Source organism: Psychrobacter sp. Arc9, assembly GCF_041431295.1.
In the GTDB taxonomy this organism is placed as follows: domain Bacteria; phylum Pseudomonadota; class Gammaproteobacteria; order Pseudomonadales; family Moraxellaceae; genus Psychrobacter.
The window spans coordinates 39051-57303 of the sequence record NZ_JASMRK010000007.1 but is presented as its reverse complement, the minus strand read 5'-3'; the positions used below and the strand labels follow the sequence as shown (position 1 = coordinate 57303).

Here is an 18253-nt window from a genome sequence, read left to right as displayed (position 1 = left end):
TGGCTCATTAGATCATAACCAGACGTCTGATTATGATAATTGGCTTGCTAAACGTTTACGTTGGTTTTAACGTTAAACATTTACGCCATAAGAGGCTGCTAATGGTCCAAGACCACCGCTGAAGCCTTGACCAACCGCACGGAATTTCCAATCACCGCTGTGACGATATAATTCACCGAAAATCATTGCTGTTTCAGTACTGCCGTCTTCTGATAGGTCGTAACGAGCGATTTCAGATTCGCCATTGTCGTTTACAACGCGGATATAAGCATCACCAACTTGACCGAAGTTTTGGTTACGTGCTTGGCCTTCATAGATGATGGCGCAGATAGCTACTTTGTTGACATCAGCTGGGATGCTTGCAAGATTGATTTTGATTTTCTCATCATCGCCATCGCCTTCGCCAGTACGGTTATCACCAGTATGCTCAACAGCACCGTTGTCTGATTTTAGGTTATTGAAAAAGATAAAATCTTGGTCGTTACGGACTTTGCCTGCTTCGTTAATCAAGAAACCGATTGCATCTAAATCAAACTCTTGGCCGTCAGTGGCACGTGGATCCCAGCCTAGACCGACTGTAATGTTAGTTAAACCTGGCGCTTCTTTTGATAAGTTTACGTTGCCGCCTTTTGTTAAGCTAATAGCCATACAAATATCCTTTGGATTAATAGTTAAGTGGATTGAGTGATAAAAAATAAACTAAAAGTTGTGCAGTGACTGATACCTCAGAGCAAATAATAAAAACTTACCTGTACGCTATGCCCTGCATATCATTACGTTTTACTATACTAAGCGTTTGCTCACTAAGCAAGGCGTATTTTGTGCACTTACTATATGCTTACTAAGGGACATAATACTTCTGTATCTTTGATAATTTCTAATCAACTTAGCAATAGTCGTTAAGATATTGTTATGAAAAGTAATGTTTCATACAAAAGGGATTTAGCACAAAGGTAGCTTAGATAAAACAATCGCTTTAAAAAACACCGACTGACTATATGGGCTTAGAATAAACTAACTCATGGCTTAGGTATGCTTCGCAGCTAGTATGAGAGCATGGCATTATATAAAAAACCTATTTAGATAAATATACATGTATCTCTTATTCTGCAAAAACCGACCAGCCAGTTTTTTGTACAAAGCGCTCTAGTGCTTTTAGTCCAAGCTTAGAGTTACCTACATGATCAAGCCCTGGTGACCAGACAGCGATAGACCCTTTACCAGGTGCTATCGTCAAAATACCGCCACCAATACCACTTTTGCCTGGTAAGCCCACACGGTAAGCAAATTCGCCAGAACCATCATAATGACCACACATCATCATCAATGAGTTAATACGGCGTGCTCGTTTTTCATTGATTACACGTACTCCTGAGTGTTTATCAACTCCGTTAGACACTAAATAAAGACCGGCGCTGGCCAACTGTTGGCAGTTCATTGCAATTGAGCACTGATGAAAATACGTACCTAATACATTGTCCACATCGTGTCTTAAACGACCAAAGGATTTCATAAAGTGCGCCAGAGAGGCATTCCGGTCCTTGTGCGCCATCTCAGAAGCCGCTACTTTGTGATCAAAGCGAATTGACTCATCATCTGCAATGAGGTGAACAAACTGCAGGATTTCACCCAGTGTTTCTTTGGGTTTATGCCCCATCATAATAGCATCCACCACGGCAATGGCACCAGCATTGATAAATGGGTTGCGCGGTCGACCAGACTCATGCTCGAGCATCACAATTGAATTAAAAGGATCGCCAGATGGTTCACGCCCGACGTGTGTCCAAAGTGTATCGCCTAGCTTGCCAAGACCAATGGTTAAGGTAAATACCTTAGAGATACTTTGGATGGAAAACAGAGTGCTTGCATCACCTGCTGTATACATATGCCCATCAGGAGTCGCTACGGCTATACCGAACTGATTAGGATCAATATGAGCCAATTGCGGGATATAATCTGCTACTTTGCCGCGATCAGTTTCTCTTGCCATCTCTGCGGCAATATCATCAAGAATGTTTTGCATATCGTTTATAGGGTCTTATTTCGACAATTTATTTAAGGACGAGGATTTTAACTGAAGATAGGGTAATAGTAACAGGGCAAACGTAACTTTAACCATTGATTGTCTCAATTATTGGTTATTTCGATATTTTTTGGACTTCGATATGACCTGATAGGGTGACAAAAACAGTATGACAAAAAAACAGGCCATACCTGATGATATGACCTGCTTAGATGTATAACTAGATACAGACTACACTGAATACAGATTACACTGAGAACATGCCTTAGTTTAAGCTTGCTTTCTCAGCTTTACGATGCTGAAGTGACGCTAGCAGCGCCCAACCAATAAAGGCAATACCAATCAGACCAGTGATAATCTCTGGTACATGGAACTTCACTGACAATAGCATAATCAGTGCCAATGCGCCGATTGCATAATGTGCGCCATGCTCAAGATAGATGAACTCGTCAAGCGTGCCTTTGTCTACCAAGAAGATAGTCATAGAACGTACGAACATCGCACCAATTGCAAGACCTAACATGATAACAATTACGTCATTGGTGATTGCAAATGCGCCAATCACACCATCGAAACTGAATGAGGCATCTAGGACTTCTAAGTATAAGAAACCAATGATACCGCCTTTCATGATAGCACTGGTCGCCGCAGCGCCCGAACCATTTTCTTCGTTTTCTAAGTCTTCTTCCAGATCGCCCTCAAGCATACCTGATACAACCTGTACGCCCAGATAAACCAAGATACCCCAAACACCTGCGATTAGGACAGCACTTGACTGCTCTGCATTGGCCCATGATACCGCAATCATCAAGACGATAAGCGCTACAAATACGCTCATGGCATCGACTTTACCTAGCTTGGCTAAACGGCTCTCAAGCCAGTCAAACCAATGTACTTCTTTGTCATCAAAAATAAAGTTCAAGAATACCAATAGTAAGAAAATACCACCAAATGCTGAGATTTCCGCATGGTGTGCCATCAGTCTTGCTGAGTACTCTTCAGGGCTATATAAAGCCAAGTTAATGACTTCCATCATACCAAGGTCAGCAGTAACCGCGACGATGACAATAGGGAAGACCAATCGCATACCGAATACAGCGATTAGGATACCAACGGTTAAAAATATCTTTTTCCAAAATTCGTCCCAGCCCTTGAGGACTGAAGCATTGACCACCGCATTATCAAACGATAATGAAATCTCCATGACGGCCAAAATAGCGGTAATAGATAGCGTGGTGATCATCCCACCCATACCACCATGTGAATATCCCCACCATGCCGCTATCGCTAAGGCAATGATAGTGAAGATAAAGTCTAAATAAAAATGTCTCATGACACATCCTGTCTGGTTGCGTAAAGCTAAGGTCTACCTAGTATAGGCATGAACCGCAAAAAAGCGGTTATTGCTAACCACTTTTTATGCATAATTTTAAACGAAACGGAAAGCATTACTAGTCATTTGGTCATTAAAAATTGTGACTATTTGCAACGATGGCGGTTTGCTATTTTGGACGTGATGACGGTGACTAATAATAGACTAAATACCAGTAAATAATGGTTTTAGATATCAACACCGTATTGCTGACACATCGCTTGCAAGCCGCCAGAATAGCCTTGACCAACAGCGCGGAATTTCCATTCACCATTGTGACGATATACTTCGCCAAACACCATCGCTGTCTCTACAGAGTAGTCTTCTGCTAGATCAAAACGTACCACTTCAGTGCCAGTCTCTTCGTTAACGACACGGATAAAGGCGTTTGCGACCTGACCAAAGTTCTGGCTACGCGCTGCAGCGTCATGAATAGTCACTGTCACGACTACTTTATCTACGTCTGCAGGTACTTGAGTGAGGTTTACTTTGATAACTTCATCATCACCGTCGCCTTCGCCAGTACGGTTGTCACCAGTATGCTCGACAGCGCCATTGTCAGACTTCAGCTGATTATAAAAGATGAAGTCATGATCGCCGCGCACTTTACCCGCGCCATTTAGCAAAAATACGCTAGCATCAAGGTCGAACTCAGCACCAGAAGTGGCACGCTCATCCCAACCAAGACCGATAAGTAGCTTGGTTAAATTTGGGTCAGTTTTCGTTAGCGATAAATTACCGCCTTTATTAAGTGATAAAGCCATGGTGTTATCCTTTTTATTAGACATTAGTGGTTTTATAAAGTCATCGAAAAAAGGCGATGCTTACGCAATAACTGCGCAAATCCATCGCCTAGTAACGCTCTATCATAGCAACAAAAAATGGCCCAATCAAAGCTGATTGGACCATTGTTATATTTCATATACATTCGGCAAAAAACAGAAGTTTCAGGTACTTATATTGCCACTATATATCTATAGTCTTACTTATCAAAATCCTGTTTACGGACTTTAGATTCTAAACTGTAAATCTAAAACTTCGAATTATAGACTTTGACGATGACGAATCTCAAAGCTTTGATGAATCGGCTTTTTGATGTTGAAATCAAAGCCAATGGTTTTTTGTGTGATATCAATGATCTCATAACGCTGAGTCAACTGCTCATCTAACTCAAAACGCGTAAAGTTGTTAGAAAAGTACAAGACACCATCAGAGGTGAGGCGGTTCATGGCACGATTAATCAATGCCGCATGGTCACGTTGCACATCAAAAGTACCTTGGAATTTCTTAGAGTTTGAGAAGGTTGGTGGATCAATAAAGATAACATCGAACTGTTCGGTATTGTCTTTAATCCACTCAAAGATATCGGCAGCAACGAACTGGTACTTATTGCGGCTAACATCCAAACCGTTCAAGACAAAGTTTTGTTTGCCCCAATCTAGATAGTTCTGTGACAAGTCAACGCTAGTGACCTTCTTCGCACCAGCAAGCGCTGCATGCACACTTGCGGTACAAGTATAAGCAAACAGGTTAAGTACTGCTTTACCGTGGCTGTTGTCCTTAATACGAGCACGCATATTACGGTGATCGATAAACAGACCAGTATCTAAGTAATCTGTAAAATTGACGTAAAGGTAAGCACCATCTTCACGCGCAACATGAAACTTGCCACGTTTTTCTGTGGTGTTCTGCTTGCTGTACTGATCGTTGCCAGACTGACGGGCACGCGTTTTGATAAAGATCTGTTCACGGTTAATATCGAAGACTTCACGGATACCCATCAATGCCAAGTTAAAGCGTTTTTTGGCGGTCTCGGGTGGTATGGTTTTCGGCGGCGCATATTCTTGCACATGCGCGTAGTCACCATATAAGTCGATAGCCACTTTAAAATCAGGCAGGTCAGCGTCATAGACACGTATATTACTGACATTGTCTTTTTTAGCCAGTTTTTTCAGCTTGGCAAGATTCTTTTGCAGGCGGTTAATAAAGTCTTGACCGTCTTCTACTTCAATCTCACGTTTCTCAAAGCGGCTCACAAGATTGCCTGTTTGCCCAGCAATCAATGTGCCATAGCGGAAATAAACGGTAATGGCACCATTATGACAGCGTAAGGTTTTTGGCTCTTTAATCGGCAAGATATCGACTTGCTCGACATGAGAGGCCAATATACCAAGCATCGGATCAATGCCGCTACCGGCAAAGCTGTCTTGCAGAATAAGCCCAATCGCTTGATACAATGGTTTAATCATCTCCTCATCGCCCAAACGCTCACCATAAGGTGGGTTGGTGATAATTAGAGGGTTGCTCAATCGACCATCATCGACCAAAGGCTTTAGCACACTGCTTAGCCGGTCAAGGGCGCGCGTTTCAATGTCGAGTAGCGGTAGCAAGTCTTGTAGGCCAGCGGCAATCAGGTTTTTTTCTGTGGCGATAATCGCGCCACTATCTGCATCAAATCCCAAAATCAGCGGTAGGGTGTCTGGCTGCTCATTAGCGATGGCTAAGCCTTCACGGAAACGTATCTGTGCATCATCAATCATCTGCTGCCATAGCGTCTCGTCATGATGTTGCCATTGATAAAAACCAAATTGATTGGCGGCTTTGTCGATACCCACGGCATAGTCGCAATGCATCAATAACGCTTCGATAAGGAACGTTCCAGAGCCGCACATTGGGTCAATTAACGCATTATAGAAAGGTGCGTCGCCAGCTTCATTTTTCTTGTGCCAACCAGCGCTATAGAGTAGGGCGGCTGCCAAGTTTTCTTTTAAAGGTGCTTCTGTCATGGCCACACGATAACCACGGCGATGCAAACTGGTACCAGATAAATCTAAATACAACTCAGCTTGCTTATCATTGATGGTAGCAAAAACAGAGAAGTCTGGGTTTTTGCTATCGACGTTAGGGCGGCTGTCGTAAACTTCGTTAAACGTATCGGCAATAGCATCTTTGATACGTAGCATGGCAAATTGCTGACTGACAGCGACACGCTTATCGACAGACAAACGAATAGCAAAGGTTTGCTCTAGGCTAAATTGCTCAGTCCAATTGACCGATTTTGCCAAGCCGTATAGCTGCTCTGCAACGTCGTATTCTGCATTGATGTTTTTACGTTTAATCAGCATCAATACTCGTGAGGCCACACGTGACCATAGACAGATGGTATATAGTTCACGTAAGCCACCAGTTACAGCTAGACGGCCGGTACTTTTGATTTCGCTGTCAATGCCAAAACTGGTTAGCTCAGTCTGCAATGGTGACTCAAGCCCATCGGCACAGGTAATAATAAGATCAAGCGACAACTCTGGTGAAGCTGCTGTTAGAGATGCGGGCGCGGTTTGTTCGGTCATACGGGTACCTGTGGGCTAAATTGACAAAAAAGCAAATAATAAGATAATCGGTGTAACCGGCAATTTTACCATAATTCACAGTAGGATGGTTCAAAGTAGCCGTGTTTAAGATTTTGACTATGTGATAGTCAAATACGTGACAATAAATTCTCTACTCACCCTTCGTCAGTGGTAATTCCTCCGGGACGATTTGAGTGGTGGTTGCAAAGGGCTTGGTCGCGATAGGGTAGTCAACATCCTTTGGCATCAGCAAGCGCATATGCGGATAGGGCGTAGAGATATTAGCCGCGTCAAACGCGATTTTAATCTCTTCTTGTAGCACTTCTTTGATTTTGGGTATGCGGGCAACGGCTGCTGGTTTGACCCAAAAGCGTACGATAAAGAATACCCCGTACTCACCAATTTCTGCCACGGTCGCTGAAGTCTCAGGACGATTAAGCACCGCATCGGTATCGCTGAGTACTTGCAAGATTTCCTTGCGAGCTGTTTCTATATCATCTTCGAACGCGATACGTACGCGAATATCAAAACGGATAAAGTTCTTGGAAGTCAGGTTAATGACTTCTGATGAGGCAACGTTAGAGTTTGGGATAATGACAGTAATATTGTCTCGAGTGAGGATATGAGTGGTGCGCAACGCGATAAGTACCACACGCCCTTCATTATCATTGATATGAATCCAATCACCGACTTGAAAAGACTGCTCAAGCAGAATGGTAATACCAGCGATAAAATTAGCAAGTGTCGATTGAGCGGCGAAACCTACTGCCAAACCAACAATACCCAAACCTGCGACTAAGGATACGATGTCAAAGCCAAATTGCGCCATAACGCTGGCAAGCCCGAGTACCAATAGTAGTACAGATAAAATATTTTTGAGTAGCTGCTCTATGGAAGCATTGAGACCATAATGCTGTAGGACTCTGTGAATGATTTGTCCTGATGATGCCCAAAGTACGTAATAGATGCCCGCCCAAGTGCTTGCCTTCGCAGTGGCTTTGATGGTTTCTGGCTCAAAGTTTATCTGACTCATAATCGCTATCAGACTGGCGACAATCCAGACATAGCGCAAAACTGAACGGACAATCTTGGTGCGGCGCTCATTTAGTCTAATTTTGGCGCGGCTTTGCCTAAGGATATAATTGGCCAACCAATAAAAAAATCCCAATACCGCAAGCAGTATTAGGATTTTGATGCCAGTGCTCGCCAGTTCTACTGCTTGAGAGGACCAATTAAGGGACTCTTCATCGATAGAGCCGCCGAGAGCAAGATATAGGCTAGTATGTAAGTCGCGAATGATCTCTTTAAAAAAGTCGGTAACACTAGCGATTGGCATTTTTTCGTCCATGCAGGATGTGTTTGTACAAAAAATTATAAATGAATATATATTTATAAATTACCTCAAGTCGTCAAGGCAATCAAATAAAGTAACGCTTAAAACTAATTACTACCAAATTGAAAGCATTGCTAACTTGAGGACTTAGCTAAATGGTCAATTAAGAACTATCCTTTTGGGTATCTAAAGATTGGAAAGGTATCTCCATTTTGTACTGCACATCACGTAACGCTGTACGTAGCCCCTCTAGTATCGTTGGGTGATAAAAAGGGGTATCGAGCATAGCCTTGATACTCAAATCATTGGTAATCGCTGTAGCAAGTATATGACCGATATATTCAGCATCAGGACCGACCATACTAGCACCTAAAATTCTGTCTGTCTTTTTGCAGCCATAGATATGTAGCAGCCCGCAATTGACACCCATTACACGGCTACGTCCTTGATTATCAAAGCTCACACTACCGATAACAAATTCAAGTTCTGAATCTTTTTGAATCTCTGGTAAAGACATACCAACATTGACGATTTGCGGTGAGCAAAATACGATAGAAAACGGCGTCGCAGGTGGGCGAATATAGGCCGCTTCTGTATTTTCGCAGACCATGCTGCCCGCACTATAGCCTTCATCGCTGGCCACATGCAGTAACGGAATATTAGCATTGGCATCACCAACGATATAAACGTTTAAGTCGCCAATTTGGCCTGTTTTTTTACTTAAATCTTTTGGACGGTTCTTATCGTCTAGCTCAACGCCCAAGTTTTCGACACCTAGCTGCTTAATATTGTTGCGACGACCAGTAGCAACTAATACGTACTCGCCTTGCCATTGCTGAGACTCACCAGAGCTGTCTTCATACTCGATAAATGCACTTTTATTACCTTCATCTGCTTTTGTGCCTACATCGGTAATTTCGCTGCCTAGATGCATAGTTAATTCATGACTTAAGCAATCCATGGCTTTATTATTAATATTATCATCTTTTAGACCAGCCACTTGTTTGGCACGGTTTAGCAGCGTGACTTCTACACCTAAACGTGTGAATGCTTGTGCAAGCTCTAGACCAATGGCACCAGCACCGACGACAGCCATCGTTTTTGGTAAGTCTTCAAGCTCAAAGACACTATCAGATGTTAGCATGGTATCACCAAGCTTATCCGCCCATCCATCAGGAATAAACGGCGAGCTACCTGTGGCGACAATGATTTGCTCAGCAGCAATCAGCTCATCATTGACCTCGATTAGCCCTTGCTCATTGATACGAGCACGACCGTCGATTTTCTTATGATCAGGCCAGCTGTCTACTTGTTTTTTAATGTAGCTGGCAAAATGACTGCGTTCGTCACGTACACGCTCCATGACTCGTTTGCCATCGATTTGCGCGGTCGCATGGATACCAAATTCAGCAGAATGATTGGCATCATGTGCGCGATCAGCAGCTGCAATTAACAGCTTACTAGGCATACAGCCGACCGCAATACAGGTCGTGGTCCAAAACCCTTCATTAATAATGACCACATCATCTTTGATTTTACTTGCTTGGCGAAACGCATTTTGACCTGCGGTACCCGCGCCAATAATAGCGACAGATACTTTGCGCGTGACTTCTTTCGGCGTATCGTCGGTGGTCGTGTCAGATTGTTTATTCATATTATTCTCTAATAGGGGCAAGGTTATATTCAGTAATAGACTGAATTCTTGGCTTATATTTTTTATTCGGTTTTTATCGTTCTTATGATTAATACTGATTCAACTATAACGTCAATAATACTAATTTAATTACAGAACCAATAATTACGGCGCCAATATAGTCAGTAAGCGACTGGTGTAGTCTTTGGCACGTAGATTACGCTGCGCATGAGTCAGCTCGCTGTCTTTATTGAATACAAATGCTGAACGTACAAGGCCTAACGTAACTTTGCCATACATATTCTTTTCTTTGATAACGTCAAAATACTGGCATAGCTTTTCGTCGGCATCACTGATGAGTGGAATCTGTAAATCATACTTGTCGATAAATTTTTCATGAGATTCAACGCTGTCACGAGAGACGCCGATAATGTCGTAGCCCAATTCGTCAAAATCATGAAGGTGCGAGGTAAACTCTGTTGCCTGTGTGGTGCAACCTGGCGTATTGTCTTTGGGATAAAAATATAAAATCAAGCCTTTATCAGTATTAGCGACCATTTCTTTTAAATTGATTTCATCATGAATAAAATTGCCAGCAAGCTTGCGTACTATAGTTACTGGAAAATCAGGTAGGTGAATGGTTTCTGTTGTTGGCTTGGCCATTGTAAAATCCTTATTAGTTTTAGTTATGTGTATTGGCTTAATGATGGTTCTATTTATAGTGTTCTTATTATAGGCAGATTAGTAGAAATAAATAATCAGTTTTACACTTTGCCCATTCATTGGCAACAAAAAAGACTGGCAATAGCCAGTCTTTTGTATATCAAACGATTAGAAGTTAAGCAGGTTTTTGCGGCTTCTTCAAATCCAAACCAACGGTGCACTGCTGCAAATCTTTTTGCATCGCTTTCACATATGGCAGGTTAGAAGGGTCTTTCTTGTCTTGTGCGTAGCTTTCGATTTCCCACATTTGACCGATAGTCATGTTGCTGCGCACACCAATAGTACAGTTACATAGTTTGGTTGCGTTGCTTTTGTCAGCGACTTTGTATTTGACTGCGCCATTGACACATGAATTGATATTGTCTTGCTTAATGTCAGCAGCGTTGGCTTGTGGCATGGCAAACAGGGCCGCTAAGGCTAGGGGTAGTACTGGCAACAACTTCATAAATTTCCTCTTACGGGTAGCGTCAATTTTTTATCTTTTGCTCAATGCAAAGTCAACTCATCAATATATGAGTGACCGATATCGTCAGGTACATCTTTCGATAAATATAATCGTTCATACGATAGCAAGTATGTCGATTAGAATACAAGAACGACGTGCTGTGTTAATGCAAGCGAATGTTGCGCGAATGTTGATGGGTATCGTCATGCCACGCAACATTTAGCGCTAATACATAGTTAGCTTTATATGATTTGGGTACAAGATAGGCGAGTAAACGTAATACGAGTAGTAGACTAAGCGCGCCTGATACCGTACCCAACTTATATAGGACTGACTAAAATTAATTAAGACTGATAATGAGTAGGGTCGGTTACGCCAGCTTGGGCAAAGCCTTGACGACGCAATGCGCAACTATCACAAACACCGCAAGCAAGCCCATTGGCATCTGCACGATAACAAGAAATCGTCTGTCCATAATCGACACCTAATGACAGACCAAGCTCAATAGTTTGGGCTTTTGATAATTGCTGCAATGGCGTTTGAATCGATAAGCGATGACCAGTAACGCCCGCTTTTGTCGCAAGGTTGGCCATATGTTCAAAGGCAGCTATATACTCTGGGCGACAATCAGGATAGCCAGAATAGTCAACTGAGCTGACACCGATGACAATATGATTTGCATCAGCGACTTCGGCGACTGCTAACGCGTACGATAAGAATATTGTGTTGCGCGCAGGCACGTAGGTATTAGGAATAGCGTCGTTATCGATTTCGTCGCGTTTTTTGCTAGGGAATTTGTCCGAATCACCGTCTGGCACGATCATACTGTGGTCTGTCAATGAAGAGCCACCCAGTTGTGCGATATCAATATCGATGATTCTATGATTGACGCCTGCTGTCTCAGCGATGGTCTTTGCGGCCACAAGTTCACTATTATGACGCTGACCATAGTTAAAGCTGACTGCTGTTACTGATGCATAGCGCGCTTTTGCCCAATATAAGCAAGTCACCGAATCGAGACCGCCTGATAAAAGGACAACCGCATTCTGGCTTTTGGTAAGAGCAGCTAAATCAGCATCTGATACTTGATTGGGGGTGTTTTGCAAAGTAACGTTAGTCATAGTGATATCTATTATTGGTTTACGAAAACGGCTATTTTAGCAAAAATACGTCTACTACAGAACCACGAAGCGACCAATCACCCGTCACTAAGCTACCAAAGCAAATTTAAACAGCATCGTAATAAAATAAAGTCGGTATTACTGTCATCTTTTCAATCTGTTAGCAATATTTGTTATAATCGCAGCTTTTAAAGTATCAGTCACATGACATTGGTGATAATGCTTTAAAAGCCTTATCGCAAATCGCTTTATAGTAAAATCACCCTTATAAAGATATTGAGTAACTTATGATCGCAGCAACCTTATTTACGCCAAATATTCCTTCTCAAGCTGATGATGTATCTGATGCAACGAGCTTTGATACTCAGGCTTTAGACATCAGTACTGACAGTAGAGAGTACGATGACGTCTCTGAAGATGGCAATGATGAGGACATGATTGATGAGCAGTTTGCCGATGCGCAAGCACCTACCGAATCAGCGTACTTTCGTAAACTACAAAAGAAGCTGCGTCGCCAAGTCTCTTGGGCAATCCGCGATTTTAATATGATCGAAGATGGCGATGTGGTGATGGTCTGTGTTTCGGGTGGTAAAGACAGCTATACCTTACTTGATATTTTATTACTGCTAAAACGCATTGCACCGATTCATTTTGATATCGTCGCTGTCAATCTTGATCAGAAGCAGCCAGGCTATCCGGAAGACATCTTACCTGCGTATCTAAACGAGCAGGGCATTGCCCACTATATTTTAGAAAAAGACACATATAGCATCGTCAAAAGTGTGGTGCCAGAAGGCAAGACTTACTGCTCTGCGTGCTCTCGTCTGCGCCGCGGCTCACTATATGGCTTTGCTAAACAAATTGGCGCGACTAAGATTGCCCTTGGCCATCATCGTGACGATATGCTAGCGACCTTCTTTTTGAATTTATTCCATGGTGGTGCGCTCAAATCCATGCCGCCCAAACTGCTGAGTGATGACAAGCAAAATATGCTGATTCGCCCATTGGCCTATGTCGAAGAGAAAGACATTATTGAATATGCCAAATTAAAGGAATTCCCAATCATTCCTTGTAACCTGTGTGGTAGCCAGACCAATCTACAACGCGCCATCATCAACGATATGCTCCGTGAATGGGATGATGCTCATCCGCAGCGTTTGGCTTCTATCTTTAAGGCCATGCAAAACGTCGCGCCATCACAGTTAGCTGATCGTGAATTGTTTGATTTTGAAACACTCAGTCTTGATCGCGATAATGATGAGCGTTTATTTGAAGGCGACAATATTCAAGCTGGTCAGACAGATAGTTTGGCTGAGATTGGTTTACCTGTATCGCCAAGGACGCAAACGTTCAATCCTAAGTTCGCTAGTGATAAGCCTTATTCAACAGAGACGGATAAAGCCGCACAAAACGAGCGTAAAGCACAGAAAATTCCAACGATTAACCCTGTGATTTAGTAGTTTATGAATTAGGGCTATATTAAATAGCTCAAAAAAAACCAGCCACTCGTCAGAGATTGGCTGGTTTTTTCACGTCTAAGTGCTACTAACAGTATTAACTCTTAGCAAAAACTGGTAGTGGGTCAAAGCTGACCTTTGAACGAGGCAGTTTTGCGACATCTTGCATACGCCAATCATCTTTACCGTCGTTGCTAACCTGTAGGTAATACTTGGCTTTTACAGGATCAATATCGACTTGTGCACTGTATTTATTGCCCTCAACATGCTTAAGGACAACATCGCGGTCTTTTTTGATATCCGTTGCATGAGAAATAGAAAGTTCCAACGTATCAGGATAAGTAAGTGGTGTGCCGTTTAGCAGCTTGCCTGACTGGACGCTTTGCTCAGGGTAGTTAAGATAAAACACAATATCGCCATTTTCTGCAAACTGCATTTGTCCATGCAAGTCTAAGTCATACGTGAGCTTATCACGGGATACATCATGATAGAGCGTTTTGCCATCCATATACCAGTCGTCACGTACCACGCTATCACGGATCTGGTAAGAGTAATAAACAAACCAAATACAAGCGATCACGACCGCAGCAGGCATGCCAATCACAAAGATAACGACCATGTAATTTTTATACCATGGCTGCTTATCTTGATGTTTAAAGTTCGGTGCTGGATTAGACATAAAATACCTATTCATCAGATACTTATTTATCAAAGATCTGCTTATCAGATATCGACAAATGGTATCAACGGACAATTTGACGGCTAAGCGCTGCCAGTTTAATGGTAAAACATTTATTCGATAGCCTATCACTATAACAATTAGCTATTTAACTACTTGCACTAGCTACAGACGACCGAATGACATACATGAAATTAAACAATAGGGCTGCTGATGACTTACTGACCTTGGGTCGTAAAGATGTTTTGCTTACTTACCTTATACTTGCCATTTTCGCTACTTACATTTAGCGTGACAGGCGTTTGGCCAAACTCTATCACATCAGGATCACCATAAATACTAACTGGCATATCGAAGCTTTCGCCTGCTTCTAAAGGTACATCGTTGAAGCGTAGCTCTAAACTCAAACCCTCTTGCGGTGCGAGCGTTATTTTATAATTGTGAGGCTCTTGGGTTTTGTTGGTCAGCTTGACGATATAGCTGTTCTCAATCATGCCTTGGGTATTGATAGATGACAACTGATTACGGTCACGGCGAATATCAATCTCTAAGGGCACGCGATCGGTCAGCGCATATATAACACCGCCACATAGTACGGCTAACAATGTCAAGTAAGCAAATAATCGTGGGCGTAGTACGCGGCTTGGCTCTTTTTCTGCTAACTGACGTTCGGTCGTATAACGAATCAGTCCACGCGGATAGCCGACCTTGTCCATCACTTCGTTACAGGCATCAATACAAGCTGCACACTGGATACAGCCAACTTGCAAACCATCACGAATATCGATACCAGTAGGGCAGACCTGCACACACATGGTACATTCAATGCAGTCGCCCAGGTGCTCTGGATTTGTGCCCTTTTTACGGGCACCGCGTGGCTCACCGCGTTCATAATCATAAGATACGATCAATGTGTCTTTATCAAACATCACACTCTGAAAGCGGCCATAAGGACAAATCTGTACACACATCTGCTCACGCATGTAGCCTGCATTGGCATAAGTAGCGAAGGTGAAGATAAACATTGAAACCCATACCCATGTTGGCCAGTCAGGGAATGGAATTACTCCTATTGACTGCCAGCTGTGATATAGAGAATCTGTTCCCGCCACATAACTAACAAAGGTCGCTGCTGTAATCACAGAAAGCAAAAACCAAATTGAATATACCACCGTGCGCTTGAACACTTTGCTCGCACTTAACGGTGCTTTATCAAACTTGATGCGTTTATTACGATCACCAATGACCCATTTTTCAACGTACTGGTAGAGATGCGTCCAGATGGTTTGTGGACAAGCATAACCACACCAAACGCGGCCAGCATATACAGTCACCATAAACAAAGTAAACGCTGCAATAATGGCAAATGCGGCAATAAAATAAAAATCTTGAGTCAAAAAAGTCAAACCAAAAATATAGTAATGCTGTGAGGGAACATCAAACCATATTGCTTGTCTGCCATTATAGCGCAGCCACGGCAAAAGTAAAAAAGCCGCCAAAAGAGCATACATCGTGATGACACGAATATTTTGATAAAAACCTGTGACAAACCTCGGGTGTACACGATGCTTGGTTGCATCCAGATCGACCTGCTGTACGGGGATTTTATTAGATTGTTGTGCTGACATAAACGTGCCTCTTTAAAAAAAGAATCAGTCTGCTGGCATGATGAACAAACACCTCTAGCGTCGAGGTATATGAGTGTATGATGTTATCAATGTCAGTAAATAGCGGATAAAAAATTCGATAAAAAACTTTCTAATCTGCTTACCAAATGATCGATTGTAAATATAGTCGGTTCAACATAACCTTGATACAGGCAAGGGGAGTAAAGGTACTACAAGTAGTAGGCTAAACAAGCCTGTATCTGATTTATGCGAAATTGACTATCGTGTTATGTGATTGAGTCAGAGCGATATAAAGCCATGACCAATAGACTATTTTAAAAAATAGCTATTCTAACATTCTCCCTACTAATAATGGGGTGATAATCGTAAAAAGCAACGAATATACGAGAACGTTTTCTAGTGTTGATAGCCGCTCATCACTGTCATTTCTAAATAAAAAACAATACCGCTATACGCAAAAGGGAGAACTGCAATAACAGTTCTCCCTTCATTAAATCTCGTCCATATTCAGTACAGTAACAACGTATTAGTTAGCAGTTGCTTCTTCAGTTGCTACAGGCTGAGTAGCAGCAGTAACTGGTGCTGCTTCAGGTGATTTGCCTGTTTTATCTGATAGTGAGTAGATATAAGCAGCAAGTAGCATGATGCGCTCATTACCTAGCTTAGTTTCCCACTGAGGCATAACGCCAGCACGGCCATAACGTAATGTATTACGTACAGTCTCACGCTCACCGCCATATAACCAGATGTTGTCAGTCAAGTTTGGTGCACCTGCTGAAATCATACCTTTACCGCTTTCAGAGTGACATAGTGCACACTGCTGCTTAAAGATAGCTTCGCCTTGATTAACCAAAGTTTGGTCAAGTTCACCGTTACTCTTACTACCGTTATTTGGAGATAGTGACAATACATATTCAGAAGCTGCACGTACACCGTCTTCGCCGATCTGATCGCGCCAAGCAGGCATACCGCCAATACGACCATTATGTAGCGTAGTCAGAATGTTGCTAGCTTCGCCGCCGTATAACCAATCATTGTCTGTTAGGTTAGGGTAGCCTGTCGCACCTTTAGCGTTAGAGCCATGACATACAGAACAGTTCTGTAGGAACAAGCGGCTACCAACTTTTAAAGCATTTGGATTTTCAGACAGTTTCTCGACGTAAGGAGCAAGTTCTGCAACTTTTTCGTCAATTTTAGTCTGTAGATCTGCTGGTGGGTTTTCGCTACGACGCATGGTCGCTTGTAACTCGTTTAGCGTACCAAGTGTCGTAGTCGCGCCTGCAGCGTCTGCTTTTACCAAAATGCTTTTTTCAAAGTTATCAGTAAATACTTTGTTGTTGCTTTCAAGCTCACTGAACAACTCGTTTTTAGAGGTCCAAGGTACCGTTTCGCCATCGACTTCTACGGTGGCGATACCTTCCCAGTGTTTCGGGAACATGGCTGGGAAAAACACCCAGTAAGCGATGCCCCAGACGATTGAGCCAAAAAATATCACTAACCACCACTTGGGCAGGGGTTTGTCGTATTCTCGGATGCCATCATATTCATGACCTGTTGTACCGTCTTCTTCTACTTCTGGCTTGTACTTTAGAACCATCAAAAGGACGCCAAGAATAAATAGCCAACAAGCAAAACTAAATACAGTGATCCAAGAACTCCAAAAAAATGTCATCGTTTATCCTTATTGCGCTGCTCTTCAGACAGAGACTTTATATCCTCGTCATCAAGCGCAAGTTGTGCATCTTCTTCGAAGCGTTTTTTGTTTTTTGGCGAATACGCCCACCATGCAACGCCTACAAAGGCAACAAAGGCAGAAACGGTCGCAATTGTTTGTAATTCACCAATACCCATTAGCGCTGTCCTTCCATTGCGGTACCTAACTGCTGTAGATAGGCGACCAAAGCGTCAAGCTCAGTAGCGCCAAGCACTGCATCTGGAGCACCTTCAATGTCTTCTTCAGTATAAGGAACACCGAAGCGATCGCGGAATAGACGCATTTTAGCTTGAACGTTTTCGCCATCTACTTCGTTAGTCGCTAACCAAGGGAAACCTGGCATAACTGACTCAGGCACTAGCGAACGTGGTGCAATCAAATGCTGCTTTTGCCAGTCTTCAGAATAACGGCCACCAACACGTGCTAAATCTGGTCCAGTGCGTTTCGATCCCCATAAGAATGGATGATCCCACGTCGACTCAGCGGCACGTGAATATGGTCCGTAACGTTCAACTTCTGCACGTAGTGGGCGAACCATTTGAGTATGACAAACGTGACATCCTTCACGAATATAAATATCACGACCTTCAAATTCAAGCGCTGTCCAAGGCTCCATTGCAGGAAGGGGAGCGTTCACCCCACCTTCTTCAGGACCCTTGTTGTCATAGATCAATGGCACGATTTCAACTAGAGTTGCAAAACTAATAGCAATCACGATACCAATGACTAACAAGCCTGTATTTTTTTCAATAATTTCATGCGGTGTACCAGCCAT

16 protein-coding genes are annotated in these 18253 nt (G+C 42.8%); 1 reads left to right on the top strand and 15 read right to left on the bottom strand.

Features of this window, described 5'->3' with window-relative positions:
• Positions 1-72 precede the first annotated feature (72 nt).
• The 10 genes from QO187_RS05620 to queC all read right to left on the bottom strand — a co-directional run bounded on the left by QO187_RS05620 (position 73) and on the right by queC (position 12000).
• Positions 73-648, bottom strand: coding sequence for a TerD family protein (locus QO187_RS05620; RefSeq protein WP_057760832.1), 576 nt, complete (start codon positions 646-648; stop codon positions 73-75).
• A gap of 454 nt (positions 649-1102) precedes the next feature.
• The gene (locus QO187_RS05615) at positions 1103-2023 is read right to left on the bottom strand and encodes a glutaminase (protein ID WP_102093615.1); all 921 of its coding nucleotides are present in this window, start codon (positions 2021-2023) and stop codon (positions 1103-1105) included.
• Positions 2024-2288: 265 nt separating this feature from the next.
• A complete protein-coding gene (locus QO187_RS05610; protein ID WP_102093616.1) occupies positions 2289-3356 on the bottom strand; it encodes a DUF475 domain-containing protein in 1068 nt (355 codons plus the stop codon).
• Positions 3357-3583: 227 nt separating this feature from the next.
• On the bottom strand, positions 3584-4159 hold the full coding sequence (locus QO187_RS05605) for a TerD family protein (protein WP_057760825.1): 576 nt from the start codon (positions 4157-4159) through the stop codon (positions 3584-3586).
• A gap of 279 nt (positions 4160-4438) precedes the next feature.
• Positions 4439-6745: a bifunctional 23S rRNA (guanine(2069)-N(7))-methyltransferase RlmK/23S rRNA (guanine(2445)-N(2))-methyltransferase RlmL gene (gene rlmKL, locus QO187_RS05600; protein ID WP_102093617.1), complete on the bottom strand. Its 2307-nt coding sequence runs from the start codon at positions 6743-6745 to the stop codon at positions 4439-4441.
• Positions 6746-6896: 151 nt separating this feature from the next.
• Positions 6897-8081 carry a mechanosensitive ion channel family protein gene (locus tag QO187_RS05595; RefSeq protein ID WP_228153189.1) on the bottom strand — a complete coding sequence of 395 codons (1185 nt, stop codon included), beginning with the start codon at positions 8079-8081 and terminating at the stop codon, positions 6897-6899.
• 160 nt (positions 8082-8241) lie between these two features.
• Positions 8242-9732, bottom strand: coding sequence for a dihydrolipoyl dehydrogenase (locus tag QO187_RS05590; protein ID WP_102093621.1), 1491 nt, complete (start codon positions 9730-9732; stop codon positions 8242-8244).
• Between the two features lie 144 nt (positions 9733-9876).
• Positions 9877-10374 carry a peroxiredoxin gene (locus QO187_RS05585; protein ID WP_102093622.1) on the bottom strand — a complete coding sequence of 166 codons (498 nt, stop codon included), beginning with the start codon at positions 10372-10374 and terminating at the stop codon, positions 9877-9879.
• Positions 10375-10549: 175 nt separating this feature from the next.
• Entirely contained in the window at positions 10550-10879 is a 330-nt protein-coding gene (locus tag QO187_RS05580) for a hypothetical protein (RefSeq protein WP_057760815.1), read from the bottom strand.
• Positions 10880-11223: 344 nt separating this feature from the next.
• Entirely contained in the window at positions 11224-12000 is a 777-nt protein-coding gene (queC, locus tag QO187_RS05575) for a 7-cyano-7-deazaguanine synthase QueC (protein WP_101205716.1), read from the bottom strand.
• A 434-nt stretch (positions 12001-12434) separates the two neighbouring features.
• Here queC and ttcA point away from each other — a divergent pair, with 434 nt between their 5' ends.
• Positions 12435-13457, top strand: coding sequence for a tRNA 2-thiocytidine(32) synthetase TtcA (ttcA, locus tag QO187_RS05570; protein WP_102093657.1), 1023 nt, complete (start codon positions 12435-12437; stop codon positions 13455-13457).
• 97 nt (positions 13458-13554) lie between these two features.
• Here the strand turns inward: ttcA and QO187_RS05565 are convergent, their stop codons facing one another.
• From QO187_RS05565 to ccoO, 5 genes are all read right to left on the bottom strand, one after another.
• Positions 13555-14136, bottom strand: a complete 582-nt coding sequence (locus QO187_RS05565) for a FixH family protein (protein WP_102093624.1) — start codon at positions 14134-14136, stop codon at positions 13555-13557.
• A gap of 218 nt (positions 14137-14354) precedes the next feature.
• Positions 14355-15764: a cytochrome c oxidase accessory protein CcoG gene (gene ccoG / locus QO187_RS05560; RefSeq protein ID WP_102093625.1), complete on the bottom strand. Its 1410-nt coding sequence runs from the start codon at positions 15762-15764 to the stop codon at positions 14355-14357.
• Between the two features lie 526 nt (positions 15765-16290).
• Complete coding sequence (locus QO187_RS05555; RefSeq protein WP_102093627.1) at positions 16291-17436, bottom strand: c-type cytochrome; 1146 nt, start codon at positions 17434-17436, stop codon at positions 16291-16293.
• Positions 17433-17615, bottom strand: coding sequence for a CcoQ/FixQ family Cbb3-type cytochrome c oxidase assembly chaperone (locus QO187_RS05550; RefSeq protein WP_010199605.1), 183 nt, complete (start codon positions 17613-17615; stop codon positions 17433-17435). Before QO187_RS05550 ends, QO187_RS05555 begins: the two co-directional genes overlap by 4 nt.
• Positions 17615-18253: a cytochrome-c oxidase, cbb3-type subunit II gene (gene ccoO / locus QO187_RS05545; protein WP_102093628.1), complete on the bottom strand. Its 639-nt coding sequence runs from the start codon at positions 18251-18253 to the stop codon at positions 17615-17617. Before ccoO ends, QO187_RS05550 begins: the two co-directional genes overlap by 1 nt.